The 17087-nt window shown below is 56.5% G+C and carries 9 protein-coding genes and 1 riboswitch; of the genes, 2 read left to right on the top strand and 7 right to left on the bottom strand.

Annotation, left to right across the window (positions count from 1 at the left end):
* Window position 1 precedes the first annotated feature (1 nt).
* From IF809_RS33625 to metE, 7 genes are all read right to left on the bottom strand, one after another.
* On the bottom strand, window positions 2–2413 hold the full coding sequence (locus IF809_RS33625) for a 2-aminoethylphosphonate--pyruvate transaminase (protein WP_014497776.1): 2412 nt from the start codon (window positions 2411–2413) through the stop codon (window positions 2–4).
* Between the two features lie 1745 nt (window positions 2414–4158).
* Window positions 4159–4674, bottom strand: a complete 516-nt coding sequence (locus IF809_RS33620) for a NoeE-like protein (RefSeq protein ID WP_244442032.1) — start codon at window positions 4672–4674, stop codon at window positions 4159–4161.
* A 201-nt stretch (window positions 4675–4875) separates the two neighbouring features.
* Window positions 4876–5223: a sulfotransferase gene (locus IF809_RS33615; protein WP_011084869.1), complete on the bottom strand. Its 348-nt coding sequence runs from the start codon at window positions 5221–5223 to the stop codon at window positions 4876–4878.
* Window positions 5224–6201: 978 nt separating this feature from the next.
* Window positions 6202–6387, bottom strand: a complete 186-nt coding sequence (locus IF809_RS33610; RefSeq protein WP_014497780.1) for a hypothetical protein — start codon at window positions 6385–6387, stop codon at window positions 6202–6204.
* Window positions 6388–8413: 2026 nt separating this feature from the next.
* Complete coding sequence (locus IF809_RS33605; RefSeq protein ID WP_197535737.1) at window positions 8414–9286, bottom strand: glycine amidinotransferase; 873 nt, start codon at window positions 9284–9286, stop codon at window positions 8414–8416.
* Between the two features lie 702 nt (window positions 9287–9988).
* Window positions 9989–10195 carry a hypothetical protein gene (locus IF809_RS33600; protein WP_026312600.1) on the bottom strand — a complete coding sequence of 69 codons (207 nt, stop codon included), beginning with the start codon at window positions 10193–10195 and terminating at the stop codon, window positions 9989–9991.
* Window positions 10196–12224: 2029 nt separating this feature from the next.
* Complete coding sequence (gene metE / locus IF809_RS33595) at window positions 12225–14570, bottom strand: 5-methyltetrahydropteroyltriglutamate--homocysteine S-methyltransferase (protein WP_011084864.1); 2346 nt, start codon at window positions 14568–14570, stop codon at window positions 12225–12227.
* A gap of 101 nt (window positions 14571–14671) precedes the next feature.
* Window positions 14672–14873: riboswitch (cobalamin riboswitch) on the bottom strand.
* 351 nt (window positions 14874–15224) lie between these two features.
* Between metE and IF809_RS33590 the strand changes: the two genes are divergently transcribed.
* Both IF809_RS33590 and IF809_RS33585 read left to right on the top strand, forming a co-directional pair.
* Window positions 15225–15515, top strand: a complete 291-nt coding sequence (locus tag IF809_RS33590) for a hypothetical protein (RefSeq protein ID WP_131234261.1) — start codon at window positions 15225–15227, stop codon at window positions 15513–15515.
* A 345-nt stretch (window positions 15516–15860) separates the two neighbouring features.
* Window positions 15861–16586 carry a hypothetical protein gene (locus tag IF809_RS33585; protein WP_014497786.1) on the top strand — a complete coding sequence of 242 codons (726 nt, stop codon included), beginning with the start codon at window positions 15861–15863 and terminating at the stop codon, window positions 16584–16586.
* Window positions 16587–17087 lie beyond the last annotated feature (501 nt).

Below are 17087 nucleotides of genomic sequence, written 5' to 3'. Positions count from 1 at the left end.
GTCAGATTGCGGAAAGCGCCTTGTCCAGATCGCGCAAGATGTCATTGACATCTTCGATGCCGACACAAAGCCGGATTGAGCCGCCAAATATGCCGGCGGCTTCGCGCTTTTCCCGCGGGACGGTGGTGTGAGTCGTCGAGACAGGATGAGTCACGAGCGTGCGGGCGTCTCCCACATTGGAAACGTGATACATCAAGTCAATGTTCTGGATGAACTTTCGCCCGGCCAGTTCGTCTTCCACCTCGAACATGACCATCGCCCCGTGTCCATATGCGGTGTTGAGTGTCTGTTCGACGATTTCCCGATCGGCGCCTTCGAAGAGACCCGGGTAAAACACCCGACGCACTTTTGGATGCTCCTTTAGAACTCCAGCCACGATCCTGGCATTGGCGCAGTGCTGCTTCATGCGAAGCGGCAGCGTTTCAAGCCCTTGGATCAGTTGAAAGCTCGCAAACGGGGAGATGGCTGCACCGGTATCGCGTAACCAGGTCATGCGAGCCTTGAGGAGAAACTCGCTCTTTCCTAGGTCATCGACATCGCGCACGGCGTTGTGCCAGACAATTCCGCCATGCGCTTCGTCGGGACCATTGAACAAGGGGAAGCGAGAAGCTCCGCGATAGCTAAATTTACCGCTGTCAACGATTAGTCCGCCGAGGGTCGTGCCGTGGCCGGAGATATATTTTGTTGCAGAGTACGTTGTAACTGCAGCGCCCAGGTCTGACGGCCGGCATATCAGCGGCGTAGTCGTGTTGTCTACGACCAGAGGCACGCCGTACCTCCGGCCGATCTCCGCAAGCTGTTTAACGGGAAGCGGAATCAGACAGGGATTCGATATTACCTCTCCGAACAGGCAGATGGTGCGATCATCGATCGCTCGCTCGAACGTCTCGGGCCTTCGAGGATCTGCTGTCCTCACGCTGATTCCCAAACGCTTTAGGGTGTTGTGGAGCAGGTTCCAGGTATTGCCATATAGATATGGAGAGGCAACGACATTGTCCCCTACTTCGCCACTTGAAAGATTGACGATAGCAAGGAACGTCGCCGCTTGACCTGACGCAACGGCGAGCGAGTCGCTGCCCATATCGACAGCGGCGTAGCGCTTCTCGAGCGCGCGGGTCGTGGGATTGATAATCCTCGTGTAGGTGAACCCATCGGCCTTGACGTTGTAGACGTCCGCGATGTGGTTGAGATCGCCATCGAGTTCATAAGCTGTATTCTGGTAGATCGGCACTGCGACGGCTTTCGTCACCGGGTCGCGCCGATAACCCGCATGCAGAACAGCAGTCTCGGCGGAAAACGGCAGCTGCCGGTCTCCAACTGCCTGAGCCGGCATCTTTACGCGCGCGGCATATGCCTCTTGGTCCGGCGCCGGCCTTGCTGACCGGGCCTGACCGGACCGGAAATATGAACGAAAAGCGCATCCCAACCGCTCAATCCAGCTGGATTGGATTTCCCCAATGCAACCGACGCGAAAGCTTCGCGTCGCAAGGTGCAGCTTCGAGTAGACGTAAAGATTGTGGGCCGCCAAGTGGCGATACAGCCCATCGAATCCTTCCTGGTCTACTATGCCGGGCGGCGCACTGAACGCAACGCAGACCGGCGACTGCAACTCGGGGGACAGCAGCGGAGACACTGTCCCTTCGAGTTCCTTGATGAGGTCGTCTCTGACCTTCTCGTACCGGAAGCGTCTGGCATCAATGCTCTCCTCATGCAGAATCTTCAAAGCCATTGTCGTTGCCTGAACGATGTGGGTGGGAGGGGTCGACCGCCACTCACCCGTGCGCTCGAGCGAGCGCCATTGATCTCTCACATCGAGCACAAACGATCTCGGTTCTTGAGCCGCATTCTCCAGCAGCTCGCGCGACGCAATTACAAACGCTACTCCCGGCGGCCCTTCTATGCATTTGTTGCTCGATGTGACCAGTACGTCTGGTCCACGCTGGCTCAGATCGATATTGAGAGCGCCGAAGGAACTCATTCCATCAACGATGGTTTTTACGCCACAACGCCTCGCCTCTTCCACGATCTCTTGCAGAGGGTTGACGATTCCGGTTGTCGTCTCACAATGCACGAAACACAGGTGCGTAACGCCAGGATTTCGGCTCAGATACTCGCCGATTTCTTGCGGATCCAAAGGATCGGTTGCGCGCTTGACGAGCTTCAGCGCTTCGACCCCCCACAGCCGCAAAATTTGTAGAACACGCTCGCCATAGATGCCGTTTACGCAGACGAGCGGCCTGTCGGCTCGGGACACAAATGAAGAGAGGGCAGCCTCCATTGCAAAGGAGCCCCCTCCTTGAATGGGCACCACCGAATAGTCCTTAGCGTTTCCCAGCAAGTTGAGCATCAGCCGCCTCATGCAGGCGGTCACCTCCTTGAACTCGTCATCGCGAGATGCAAGATCAAGCTGCATCTGGCTCTTCACCGCCAACGATAGCGACAATGGACCAGGCGTCAGCAAAGAGCGCTGTCTTGTCAAACCATTCCTCCTACATTGTGTTCGTCGATGACCTGCCGTACGCGCGCCATCGCCCCGGAGGCGCGCGTATGCCTTCCTCATCGATAGCTTCGAATGAAGCGCCTTAAAACGCGGTCTCGTTTCGCGTCGACCGCTCCAAAAGGCCGCCGGATGACAACCTTCAATTTCTCATTGCGGATGGAGAGCAATCCTTCACAAAGCTCCCCGTTGATGCGTTTCAGACCTCCCAGATAGCCTTTTTGCGCTGAACGCTCGGGCGCAAGTGGGCGCCGACGCTCGCTCTCATCCAACTGTCACGCATGTGCAGGCTTGGGCGTGGTCGCCTCTGGCGCTATGAGGCGCCGGTCGGCCGGCGGTCTACCTGTAAGACTGCCCAGTCAGGCAAGCTTTGCCGCCAGAAAGGCGATGCAGCCTAGATCGTCGCGCCCGGACGATAGGCAGGCACACTCGATAGTCTTCGTTCGCAGCGGGTGTCCAATGCGTTTGCTTGGGACTTGATACATTTTCACTCCGTCGCTCGTGGAGGGATTGGGACGCACATGGCTGTCTGGGCGAGCTCGAAGATCGTACAACTTGACGTTACGGGCGTTTCAACCCTCTCCGGAATTTTTCTCGCGGGACTTTTCCTCACGTACTCCCGTTTGGCAACGACAAGTCGACGCAAGCAGCGGAGTACGAGGGATTCACAGCGAGGTTCAATAGTTTGAACGTTAGATCTGGATCGAGCGTGAGTATTCCGCGTGCGAGCGCGATTCTGCGGAGAAATGACGGGATCGTTCCGTTTACGTGCAATCCGGCCAAAAGAGCCATATGGAGGTACGAAGCTTCTCGGCAGCCCGGGCGAGATCCTACTGGATGCTGTGCATGACGGTTTAAACCTTCCGCCATAGCTGTTGTGTCACGTCATTGCGCTCGCAATGGAGCGGCGTTGGCAGCCCGCGGCGAGCCACACTTGATGGCGATCCAGCGATCTTGGATGCTTGCGCGAGCAGGAATCAGTTCGACACCTTTTGGCGAGCGGCCTTGTGACACAACATGTCGCCTCGATTTGCCGGGAGTACGTCGAGCCAAGTCCAATGAAGTTGCGCGCTTTATCTTGGAAGCGATTCCTGGGCTTTCAGCATCTCAGTTACTTAACGCCGCTTCGCCGCGGGACGTCTCACCGAGCGATATGGCGGCGGTGAGCGTGCGGTTTTACGGCGGTTCCAAGGCGTGGGCGGCGAGCAAAAGTTGCCGGCATCCCAGCGCTCGTTGCGCGCAACTACCTCGCCGATGAGGCACTCTGGTTGGACGACGGTCGCACTTCGTACTTGTCCTGCTCTCTCCTCTGCAGGCCGGCTCGTTGATGCGAGCTCGCGTCCGACGTGGTCTACGGGCGCGGTCGAGCACGCCAGCGGTTGACCAGAGCGGATCATCAAGTGATCATCTCTGTCGCTTGCCAAGGATGAGCTTCGCTTCCTTTTCGGCTGCGCCTATGGCGCCTTCATGGCGATCAACCAGGAAAGGCGGAACGGAGCATGACCCGAACACGCGGCGGGGCTTCGTAGCTCAGGATGGCGCATGTTCGTGACAGCATTGCCTCGCGATGCGAAGGTACAGGCCTACGCCGAAGGTATTCGCCGACGAGCGGCGGCCAAAAAGGGAAGAAAGCTTGCCAGACGTTACCATCGCCAGCGTCCTTAGGAGATGCTGAGGATCTGCTCAAGCCGCGGGACCTCCCCTCGCAACGTCTCGATAGCCACGTCTCGGTTCTCCGAAATGTTCAAAGCAGTGTGGACCGGCTCTCCAGCGTAAGATGAGCCGGGCAATCCTCCCGCATTGGTACTTCGCATATCCCACCAGGTGCGGAATATACGGCGATAGGGTTCAGTTACCTCCCGCCCCCTGTCTAGAACTCCGGATTTCTGGGCATGCAGCAGTTCCTGCTCATATCCGAGTTCCAGCAAAAGCTCGGCACCGACCAGATCGGTCACGGTTTGCATCTCCTCGACGCACAATTGAGATTGCCGTGATTTGACTGAGCTTCCGTGGATGGCGTTTCGTTCCACGTTTTTTCGATCCCCAAAGCTGCTGGCTTGAAGATAATCTGCTCGTCCTATGCTAGCCGATGCGACGCCATCTGGATCACAGCCGAGCCCTGTCAGTACACGTTGGATTTCCTCGTCCGGACGCGCCACGAGCAGTTCGTATTGCACCAAATGGGCCTGCGGGCGAGTACGTTGCTCGGCGAGCCTAGGAAGACCCAAAACCAAATCGGGGAGTGAAGATATTATGCCATCGGGCAGACGAAGCATGAGATCAGTGAGACTGGAAACGCTGACCGGCTGCGAGCTGTCTGCCCGCCATGGAATCCCAGGTCGATTTCAATGAAGCGGCGATGGCGTAGGGATTGCGCATCAGAAGGATGTGTGGCGCTTCTGGATAGACGGATTCAACAAAGTCAAGGACCGTCCATAGCGTGGTGTCTTATCTATGATGATGCGCTTACCCGCTTCTGCCAGATACTGATCGTATGCTGCTTCTGCAAAAGCGCGGCTAACGATCGCGCGGTCTATCCGTCCTAAGAATTCGGAGGTTGCGGCCTCAATCAGTGCGCTGCCCCCCGGATGGCGCCGATCCACCTTGCCAAACGCCTCGAGCGCCAACATTAACCAGGGTTCAGGCGGAGCCACAATGTCTGGATGGAGCTTCAGCAAATGAGCCAGGAGTGTGGTCCCAGATCGTGGAAGACCGAGAGAAAGCACACTCAGGTGAACGACCAAAACGTCCGCTTATCGTCAGGCGCTCGTGCTGGGCACGCGCCCCCCTGTCGGCGCTAGCTCGATTGGGCGAAGCAAAGCGAGCCGCCCGATCGCATGAGGACCAACAGCTTGCGTACAAAGCGACGAAACGACAGAATTTTGGCTGCTACTCATGACCTAAGACCCATTCACTTTGATCGGGCGGGATCACAGAAGGGTAACTGCAATCGCGCCTCCGATTGCTCGACCAATAGAACGAAATTAAGCAACTGCTCAATTGCAGCAAGATTGACTCGGATGTAGGAAGGTTGGAAAGAACTATACGGACGTTTGCCGAAGACCGCGCGAGCACATGGCAGGTTGCTACGTATGTAAATGCGACTGCACCTCGCTGATTCTCGGCATACTCCAAGACATTTCGGGATATGAGCGGAGTGCTGCAAAGAATCAGGTCATATCGCGGGGGTCACACTTGAGTGAGCGCCGCGGCTAGCCGGTCAACACATTGGATTATAGCTCCGGCCAACTTTCTTTCGACAAGCGCAATCGTCCAAGCCGCACGAAGTATTTGGGTTAGCGGATCCGCAACGTCGCTCTTCCCCTGACAGGGGCTAAGGAGGCTGAATGACGGACCTGATCCAACATGCCACGGGATAACGCGATCAGCAAGCGCGCTTGGCCGCGTCTCTACTCACGAAGACGAGATTTTTCCGCCGTTCATGTGGAACATCCTTGGTAGGGCTACGAGCAAGACAATGTCTTCAATGCCGATTATGAATCACGACCGGACATAACCTTTTAGACCAACACTTTCTAACAAAGTCCATCAATGAGGATGCTGGAGCCCCACCGCCACATTGAAACGCCATCCAAAAAACCCCTCAGCGCGAATCGGCAAACCCAATTTGCTAGAGAACCTTCTATGGGCACTGAGGGCGGCCTGCGAGCCGCCCTACCGTGCAAGTACCAGCGCGGCCCAAGCTACCGCTGATGTCCGAGTCCGATTCCAAGATTTAAGGCCTTCTGGCGGAGCGCACCGACACTGCGTTTGGTCATCTTTGCTATTTTTATCACCGGGGTCCTGGCCTTCGAGTGGACTTTGAGCTCCTTGATATCTGCCTTCGTCCATTCGCGCCGCTTAACGCTTTTCTTAGTTGCTTTCTTCACGATGAATGCTCCTTTTTAGCGGAGCGGCTTGTAACATAGTTTTCTCGGCGCGACGACGGTAAAAAAATAGACAATATTATAGGACATCGCGCCAAGTGTAAGCTTTGGCATGTCTTCCGAAGCGAGGTGTCTGCACTGTTGCAGCTGCGCAATTGTAAACTTCATACGCACGTCGCGTTCTGATAGCGTTCCAATCGACGCCTTTATATCCGGAGCTAAACAACCGACACGCTCTCGAATAAGCGAGAGCCAAATCGCGATAGAGATCAACAGGTCCAAATAAGGAGGTGCGCCCAGAGAACGGAAAGATGTTGTGTCTCCGCGATATTGCTTAGAGAGGTGGCTGACGAGAATGATTAAAGGCACACTCACCTTTGATCACGCGCTCTTTGTCAAGTTCGCTTTTGGTCGTATTCAACTCGCGCAAAGAGCGCCGCCGCTTGATGGATCATGCCCAATTTTCGGGATAAGAAATTTGCTGAAAATCCAGCACGACTGGCGTCCACCGCCGATCAGGACACCACAGGCGTAGACCGCTTAAAGACGAGCAGAGACCTTCGTCGGCTGCCTTCGCCAACCAATACATGGGGTTCTTGGTCCCCTTCTCGTATTTGACCCGGATGCCTTCCGGGAAATCAGTTTAGCCGACCGTCTCGATGACACTGATGTGCACGAAGAGGCCAAATCCTTCGTCCCTCAGGTCAATATCTTTGGTCGCGTTCAACGACTCCACAACACTGATTACAACGACACTGTTTCTAGATTGAACTTCGCAATCCAGTCGAACTGCATCACCACCAGCAAGGGTTCAAGCGGCTTTCCTCCACGTCGACATCGGTTTACGTCGGCTCAATCGCATGCCGTGGGACGCTTTCTGCCCGTGTTCGCTTCCAGCCGAGAAACCAAAGGGAGCGGCAGCTCAGCTTTCGGCTCTTGCGCGATCTCTCGCTCAACCTGCGCCTGCATAGTACCCCGATCTAAGTTTTCGAGCGCCTCAAGTACTCTCTTCCCTCTTCGGTGATAATCCAGCACCCGGCCTTCCGCTCGATCAGCTTTTGGCCGAAAACATCGAGTGGGGTCGCGCGGCTCGCAATCCGCTTCATACGGTCCGTCCACTCCGGGCCGCTGCTAAAATAGATAGCCAAATGCTGCTTAACGACTTCGATACTCGCCAGACCGTGCGGCTGCAGGCGAGTATCTTCAGTATCGACAACTGAAAACTCGCGCACGCCATCGACTTAAGGAAAAGCCCATATTACATATTTTGAGGTAAGCTCCAGAGCTGCGAGCCGCTTTTCAAAAGAGAGCTTCCTCCTAAAGCCGATTGCACGACACCCGCCTGCCGTCGCCGCGGTAAGCAACGCTTTTCGACTGCATCTTGCCAGGACTCTTCCGAAGAACGGTTCAGCATTAGATAGCTGCGTTGACTAGGAGCGTGAGGTGGTCTCGACTGCCGACTTCGACCGACTTGAGATCAAACGACGTCGGTAGTAGCCACGCCGTTGTACATCCTGACGAATGACGTCGCTCACGAAACGAACCGCCCGCTTCTTTCGTTTCCAATTCCCGCCCAATCCCGCGGGGATCGCAAAGCCTCTCGGCACGACCAAAAGATCGTTTCTTTGGTTCAAATAGATATCGAACATGTGGTGGCTCTTTTTCGCACAAGCGTAGATCGGCTGTTCACCGATCTGGTGACATCGAAGCAACAGTTTCCTTTAAGTCACTGGACGATCAAATGACATTCAAAAGCTCCCGTCCTGATAAGGGAAGACGGTCACGCGCACAATGGTGCCGCAAGATGTGAGCGTGTGCACGTCCCGACTTACGGCGCCCGGAGAGGCACCCGTCAATGTCGACCTCAAACGCGGCGGAGAGTCTATCTAGGTGGCTCAACTACGGCAATGCCAGCCTACGCTACGATTTTTCTCCCAACTAGCTGATGCAGCATAAGCTTCGCCAGGTATGAGGCTCCCAAAGCAGCGGCTTAGCAGATCGTTGCCCGGAAAGCAGACGATCGTCGGTACTAGCTGAAGTAATCCTCCGGCCCGCCTTCGCGAACCGTGTCGAGAGTAACGCAATGGAACCCACCGCCGAAGATCCGTCTATGGCGGCGCCGAACCGGGACAACCTGAAAGCTGAACTGTTCAAGGATCCGAGCCAGCTCGGGGCAGGCGTCGTTGACTAAGACGACGTCAGGAGCGACCGAGAGGACGTTGACATCAATGTAAAGACTGGACAACAGCAGATCGTCGTCGTTGTAAGCCGGAAAACTATTTTTGGTTGGCTCGGGCGCTACTATCATGTCCCAGTTGCGCATTGCTTCTGGCAAATAGTCCGCCACCTCGCGAGACCGCACGAGCAGCGGCCCCGGCGCAAGCGCTATGACCATACTATCAATATGGCTATCGCAGAGCTTGTAGGCACGGTGGATCCGAAATCGTCCTTGCAAATGGCGCTCAAGCCAATCACATGGCATCGCGTGATTCTTGGTAGCGATATTTACGACGAGGTCGCGTCCAACACGCAAACACTGCGCACCGTCCCACATCATCTCGAGGCCAACGTCATAGGGATGTGTTCCGGGATGGTGGATCGGTTCCGTTGGACCACCGGTCGTTGACAGGGCGTAGGAGCGGTCAAATGAACGGTTAGTCATCAACGGGCGCGGCATCACTGACCATCGCGCGCCTCGGTCGAAATAGGACGCGAAGATTGGCTTGAGAAATTGCGTCTCGAAGTATCGTGAGCGGAGCATAGGAGGGGTCTCGATCAATTCGTCTCCAACCACTAACGCTATGTCGCGGACATTGAGCGGCGGCACGACTGCGGCCAACCAAGCAAGGGTGCGAACCTCCACGGTGGACGCATCGAGTGTCATCGGTCGATGCACGGTCACGTTAAGCTTCCGCAACGTGTTCACAATTCCTTCGACGTCCTCATTCAGTTCGTCCAGGTAGCGGTCCTTGATCCGATGGCGGACCCGCGTGCCAGCTTGTGTGCCCGCTGCCGCAGAGGACAGACGCGGAGCAGCGCGATCGTCTGTTCTCTACCCACTGGGATGATCCCGCCTTGGCCGGCTGGTCAGATGCGCTCTACACCATTGCCGGATACGTGCTCTACACCACGAATTCAACCTATCTGACCTGGCAGGTTCGCCGGCGGATGACGTATTTGCCGTCCCTTCGGGATTCCATATACGGCTGCCGGCGTGGTTCAAATTGTATAATTGGAACGTTTGCCACAGTAAGGCTACCGCACGGAATGGCAGCGGGCGGAAGTAAGGCTGATGCGGAGCACCGCTGCCAAGGTTCGAAGTGGACGCCGGTCACTGTAAAAGGGCAAAGTCTCATCCGATTGAAACGCGGAGCCGGACACAATGTCGTAGGCATGCTCCACGAACACGTCGTCGCGCCGGATGCCATAGCCGAAGAATACCATGACTGGCGAGGACGCCGGTGAATGTCACGGGCGTGAACTGAGAGCATTGGCCGGAGTTGAAGACCTTAAACTTCCTTGGAAACCCGGAAAGTGCGACGCCCTTGCAACTCAGGAGAGCTCGTCCTCGCGGAATGCTCGAAGATGATGTGGACGGATTGGCTCATGCAGGCGGTGTTCGAAGCTCCAGTACATCGGCGAAGATTGTCCAATCGCGGACCCGCCTTTGCCGGCAGAAATCGGTCTCCGCCTGCTGAGCAGCAGCACTCAGCGAGGCGGCATCGACCTTGAATGCTGCCTGGCACGCACGATGCTCGCCGCCGGCATCGTCGCAAACGATCTTCATAAACCGGACGCTAAATGAAGGCATGCCCCCTCTCTTTGTGTGGTTTGCTTATCCACTATTCTGCCATTCGCGCGGGGAGTATTTGATTTGCCTCAAGGAGCATCCCAAGAGGTCTGTCTGATCCTCCGAAGATAGGCCAAGAAAGTCCGCCGTGAACTTTACGAGTTGTCCGCGATAGTCTTGTGAACGACTGCCGCAAGTGCAGGCTTATCGCGGGCTGATTTCTGCCATGCGCCGGCGGCTATGCGCGCAAGCGATCGCTGGGCACCAAGAACCCCGAACTTGCATCGGCGGTCCACCTGAAGACGCGATTGCAGAAGCCGCTCATCACGCTTGTCCTAGCCCACGTTTCGATAAGCCCGGTCCAGGACTTCAGCGCCGGAGCTTAAGGTCTATCAGCGCCCGGCAAGGCCACCGAGTGAAAGGCGAAGCATCAATTGACCGTCGGCGTGCACGGAGCAATGGCGAAAAGTTGTCCTAGCCATGGGCGTGGGTTGCACCTCAATTCAACGCGTTGGTCTGTTGCAGAGAACGCGAGGCGCTGGCTGAAGCGCGAGTTCGGAACATGTCGACGAGCGTCTGCGGCTGGTAGCGGTCACGAGCCTCCGATCCCGGACGCGCACAACTTTTTGACAAGCATCAATGCTGCAGCGGCTGCCTCTGATAGAAGTGGTCTTCTAGTAAGGTCAGACGCACGGCGGACCGAAATGCTTGACGCCCATGATGCTTTCTTGCCCGGGTACCCGCTGCCGTTCCTAGGACTGCTACCAGACGCAGCCGCAGCCGCGCGGCGGCCAATGACCGGCCACATGATAAATTGCGCCGACTTGCGACGGCATCTACTTTATCGGCCTGCGGGACGGCCCTGCTATGGGCTCAGAGCGATGCCGCCCATCTAACGGTGTTAAGAAAATGCGCGCGTGAGGGAGGCCCCCCACACACAACCAACACGATGACGCCGGAGGATAAGGAGATGTGTCTCACCAACAAGGGACGTGATATGACAGACGGCCGGACCATTTACCCTGCTCCGGGCCGGATTACTGGAGCTGGAGTCCAGTCTAACTTGTGCAGCACAGCTACAAATATCAACGGCCGAGGCCTTGAGCTGATCCAAATCAATTCGACCAAAGCTCAGATGTCGTTTCGTGGCGCAGATCTAAATATTTCAGTTCGCGAGCGGATCATGTTTCGTCACAACAGCGCATGGCCGATAGCCCTCCGCCGCGGCTGACGCGATCGAGAACGCGGGCCATCCGAACGTTATCGGCTTGGGCCCGTCCGCGCAGAACCCAAGCGATGTGCGCGGTGTTAACAAGGTTATCTGAATTTGTCACCCCGCAGCTATGAACACCGCCCAGCATCTAATGATCTGACATGGGAGCAGCTTGGAAAGGCGCCGCCCTTCGATCAGGATCTGGAGATTGCCGTGATCGAGGGTAATTCAATTCACCGGGTGGTCTTTCCTTGCCGCCGGATCTTCGGCGGATGGATCAACGCGAATACCGGAGAGCAAATCGCTGTGCGGCCAACGCATTGGCGTATCTGGCCCGGATAGCCGTTATTCCAAATGGATTGGCGTGAGTTGGGGTACGGAGTGCCTTTGACGTCCTCTCTTCGGAAACTATCTAGCGTGGATTGATTGAGGGAGCCTGACGGCATCTCCGAGCGGACCGAATCCGCGCCGGTGCCTTGCGGTGTCCGTCAAGCATTAGTTTTCTCATTGCTGTCGCGGCCGTTGCCAACGTGCCCATGAGCGACAAATCACAGCCTAGACGGCCGCGTACCATGGCATGATTGAGCTGCGGCACTTCTGCTTGAATGGGTCGCAGATTTTCGGCGAATGTCGTCGCCTTGATCGAGCAGCCGGCAATTCTCCCGCGGCCGACGAAACTAGCGTAACGCGTCACCATCTTTTCTCCGAGACCGTACCTTCCCCGGTCCACGAAGTGGACCGGGCATTTTGTCAGCGGCAAGGATAGCCTCGATAATGTGGAAAGCGTAAATCACCATAACCCAATTAGCTTTGTCGAGAACAGACCGGAGCTCGGGATCAACGGATTTGCGGATCGGATGCAGCGCGCAGTTCGCGCGCGGCAGCGACCATGTTGGCGAGCGCAGGCCGAACCTCCTCCCATTTGCGCGTTTTTAGGCCGCAGTCCGGATTGACCCAGAGCTGAGAATCCTGCAAGCGCGTCCGAGCTAGCACGATCAGCTCCTTCATTTCGTCCGTCTCGGGAACGCGCGGAGAGTGAATGTCGTACACGCCCGGTCCGATTTGATTTGGATATTCGTACCTCCTGAACGCATCCAGCAGCTCCATTTTCGATCGCGACGTCTCGATTGAAATGACATCCGCATCCATTGCAGCGATCGCACCGATGATGTCGTTAAACTCTGAGTAGCACATATGTGTATGGATTTGCGTTTGATCGGTAACGCCCGATGAGCAGATGCGGAAGCAATCTCCGGCCCAATCGAGATATGCCTTCCAGTCCGACCGGCGCAATGGCAATCCTTCGCGAAGTGCAGCTTCGTCGATCTGTATCATCGCCGCACCGGCATTCTCGAGATCGCGGACTTCATCGCGCATCGCGAGCGCAAGCTGACGGCAGACCTCGCTTCTAGGAATATCATCGCGAACAAACGACCAGTTCAGGATCGTCACCGGTCCGGTCAACATCGCCTTCATCGGCTTACTAGTTAGTGATTGCGCGTAGCGCCACCATTCCACGGTGATCGGCTTCGGCCGCACTACATCGCCAAACAGGATCGGGGGCCTAACGCAGCGCGAACCATAGGACTGAACCCATCCATTCCTTGTAAATGCGAAGCCGGCGAGTTGCTCGCTGAAGTACTGCACCATGTCATTACGCTCGAATTCGCCATGAACGAGGACGTCAAGACCGATGTCCTCCTGCCAACGTACGGCGCGGGCTATCTCCTCTTTGAGGAACCTGTCGTATTGCTCCTCGCTCATCGCACCTCGCGCATGCGCCGCGCGAGCATTTCGCACCGCTGTGGTCTGCGGAAACGATCCTATCGTCGTGGTGGGAAAAGCCGGTAGTCCAAAGCGTTCCCTTTGGATCTCGGAACGACGGGCAAACGGGGTGGCGCGCTGGCGCATCGTCTGATCGATCGCCCTCATTCGGACAGCGACGTTGGCATTATGGATCTTCGGCGAGGTCCGGCGGGCAGTCGCAGCGCATTCCGACTCGGCAAGAGCTAGCCCAACATTCTGGTCGCCTGCGAGTACCCGCGCCAGGATCGCAAGCTCACGCATCTTCTGAACCGAGAAAGCAAGCCAGCTCTTGACGTCGGACGCGAGCCCGGTCTCGAGTTCAACATCGACCGGCACGTGAAGCAGCGAGCAGGATGGAGCGAGCTGTACACGGTGCCTGCCAAGCTTCGCAATCGAGGGCTTCAGCCGCTGACGGAGCGACGGCAAGTTCGACCGCCACACATTCCGGCCGTCGATGACACCGAGCGACATGACGAGATCACTTCGGCCGTCAGCAACGATCTGATCCAATAGTTCTGGCGCTCGAACCAAATCGACGTGCAGACCGGAAATTGGCAGGCTCAGGGCAGTATCCAGATTGTCGCCTAGGGCGCCGAAATAGCTCGCAAGCATGATCTTGATAGCGGGTCCCTCCTTTGCGAACCGGTTATAGGCGTGCAGCAACGAATTTCGCGCCGCCTCATCCAGATCAAGGACCAGGCAGGGCTCGTCAAACTGAACCCAACTTGCCCCTCGTTTGGCTAATTCATGCAGAAGGTCGATATAGACGGGTATCAGATCATCGAGGAGAGAGAGGGGCTGGAACGCACTATCGGTACTCTTGCCGAGCTTTAAAAATGTGACCGGCCCGATCAGGACAGGGCGGGTCTGAAAGCCAAGAGCCCTCGCTTCCTCATACTCTTCGACGGGTTTGCGAGAGCACAGTCTGAACGCCTGTCCCCGGTAAAACTCAGGAACCATGTAGTGGTAGTTGGTATCGAACCACTTGGTCATTTCCTGCGCGGGCACGCCAGATCCCCGCGGGCTCTGGGCGCAACTCGCATCCTGCTCGCCGCATTGCGATCCGCGGGCCATGGCGAAGTACGTTTGGAGCGAAACGGATTCTCCGTTCGCGGCGTAGATCTCCGGGATTGCGCCAACCATGACGCTTGTATCGAGCACCTGATCATACAGCGAGAAGTCGTTTGACGGAATGATCGTGACGCCGAGCGATTTTTGACGAGCCCAGTTCGCTGCGCGTAGGCCGAATGCGTCTTCGTGCAACTGCTGTTCACTAATCTTTCCAGCCCAGTAGCTTTCTAGAGCGAGCTTGAGCTCACGCCTTGGGCCGATGCGTGGCGTTCCGAGCGTAGCAACTGGAAGAGAGAGAGGAGACATAGCGTTAACCCCTGTTGGGGACAAAGGCCATGGCGGACGCAGGCAGGAGAAGTCGCGCGTGCGACGGCTGCTTGGCGCACCACCGAGACACCCCGCCCGTGGACCAATATATTGTCGGGGCCGGTCTCCTGGCTTGCTGGTCATCGCTGCTGTCCGGCCTTCCCGAAGCCGTGCAGGCTTCAGCGACATCGTCGGACAGCGGCTCGCCGCTCACAGTTGCGGGGGCAGAGCCGGCATTTGCACCGGCTTCCCTCTTAGCTCCGGATCAATGGGAACCGGAGAACCTCGACGACTTGGATTATCGGCAGGAGAACTCTTCCGTCAACCTCTCAGATTATGTGCAAGCTAATCTGCGACATCCGCTAGCCGAATGACCGTGCATCTCTGTGACTTCACCATCTAGAAACATTCTCTCATCAGAGATGTCATAATCAGACATATCCTTCTCAGATGCCGGATAAGCATCGGAGCTGCCTTGAGGCGGAGCCGCACGCTAAATTGATGAAAGGGACAGAAGCAGCCTGCCGGCGGGAGTACCGACGTTATATCAGAGCGCTTTCAATGCGGCTTTGCGATTTCCAGAGGTTCGCCCAGCACCTCAGCTAGCCAGCTCTTCGCTCAACTAAAGGATCTGCGGCGAATAGGCCAAGGCACGTGGCGAAATTTAGCAACTGGCGAGGGGTTGATTTGCGTGCCACCCAGACTTCAGAGCTGGGATCAAGCCGGCTTGGTGCTTGGCAATCACGCAGCTCGAACGCGGGCGGCACGATAGCGAACCACACAGCTCAATGGCGGCAAACCCACTTCCGTCCACAGGCATCCGGCATCGAGGCGTTCAACTCTTCTGCTAAATATCCGGTGCGGGACATGGATGCACAAGCTGCGGCGGATACGCCAAACAGAAACATCGAAAACATGCAAAGGTCGGAAAGTCGACAAGAGTGACACAAACTCCGTGAAATTTTCCGCCTATTGCCTGGCACGAAGAATGCAGACCCTCGGAATGCCCAGTCTCCTCCTCTGGGCAGGTCCAGCTCAGCCAATTGACGCAGTCGCTGCCGGGGAAGTTAGCTGCGCATGACATAGAGGGGAGCGCCTGCTCGCGCGGGACAGCTAGCGGGTGCATCCCCGTAAACTTCTTGCGATGGCATAGCAGGTTCGAGGTTGCCTGCTTCACAAGATATTTGGATGAAACGCGATAGGCCGAGGGTTATGAAGAGAATGCCTGGAAGACCCGCGCTATGGCTTAGCGTGGTCGGATTTTTAATCTGCCTCGCCTGGCCGGCTGCCATGAGCAATAATATTCGGGCCAGCGACAGTCCCCTTGTCGAACGACTGAAGTCAACTTGGCGAGCGCAAGATGGTGAGACGATAGAACAAATTATCTCCAATGTCTCGAAGGTGGCACAGTTCGTGCCTCAAATGTGGGGCGTTGTTGAACTTGGCCAAAACGACTTTATTTTCGTTTCGTGGACCAGACACCGGGACAACAAATCGGACGAACAGTACGTTATCGCCTGGAAGATCGCCCTCGACGGCACGCTTGAACTTGCGTCGACTTATGCGAAGCCGATGGAATTGGGCTGGCGCGCCCTGGCGCTCTCCCTAATCGCCAGTGAAGTCGCAGATGGCGAAAGGGACGCAAATCTTCGCTTTCTGCATGATCCGGCCAACTTCAACTTTGTGACTACCCCGCAAGGCCGGCTCGGCGATCTTCTGCGGCAGGGCCGCTGCACTATCATTGAACCAGTTGGAGTGGACTACTTACCGAAGCGGAATGATAAACCGGCCGAGAAGGGTGGCGTGTGGCGCGTTCTGCTCTTGGTGAATTGTAGTATCCAAGGACCACGTTATTTTACACACAACGGGGTCATCACTTTCGAGAAGAGAGAAGGACAGGATTGGGAGCCACAATCCTCCTTTGCCAAACGCATCGCGAAATTTCCCCCTGGCTCCTGGTTCCAACGCACCGAGCCAAAAGAAGAGGAAGACTTAGGAGAGCCAAGGCCTGAGTAAACCGCCGCAGAGCAACATCTTGCCGCAGTGGCGGAGCGCCTCGAACCTATTGCAAGACATACGCGCTCTACACTTGCTTTGTTTTAGCATCCGCAACGGTCCGGGTGCCTTTCTCGCAGCAGTCCGTCCCGTCGCAAGAAGGTCGGGCCGCGCGATTCCGTTTGTTCCGCCTAGTGTCAGCGGCGCGCACGAGCTTGCGAGATGTGGTTTTCCCGCCTTCACTCCACCCGGTGTGAGGACATCAGTTTGCGTAGCAACGTCGAAGGCACCAGGAAATGAGTGCTGAGACGAAGCCGGCGAGGAAGTTACCGGAAACCGTTCACCGGTAGCAACCCAGCATACCGCTGGGCGCTTGCGCATTTCGGAGCGTGCAGACCGGGAAGCTCAGAGCCGTACGCAAGAACGTCGAGGACCAGACTGGCTCGGCCCTAGCTTATCTGGCACCCATTCGTCTGCACGTCATAGATCCGGATTTCGAAGCATGGAAAACACTTCTATAAC

The organism is Bradyrhizobium sp. UFLA06-24 (assembly GCF_054967145.1).
This window is presented reverse-complemented; position numbering and strand designations above follow the sequence as displayed.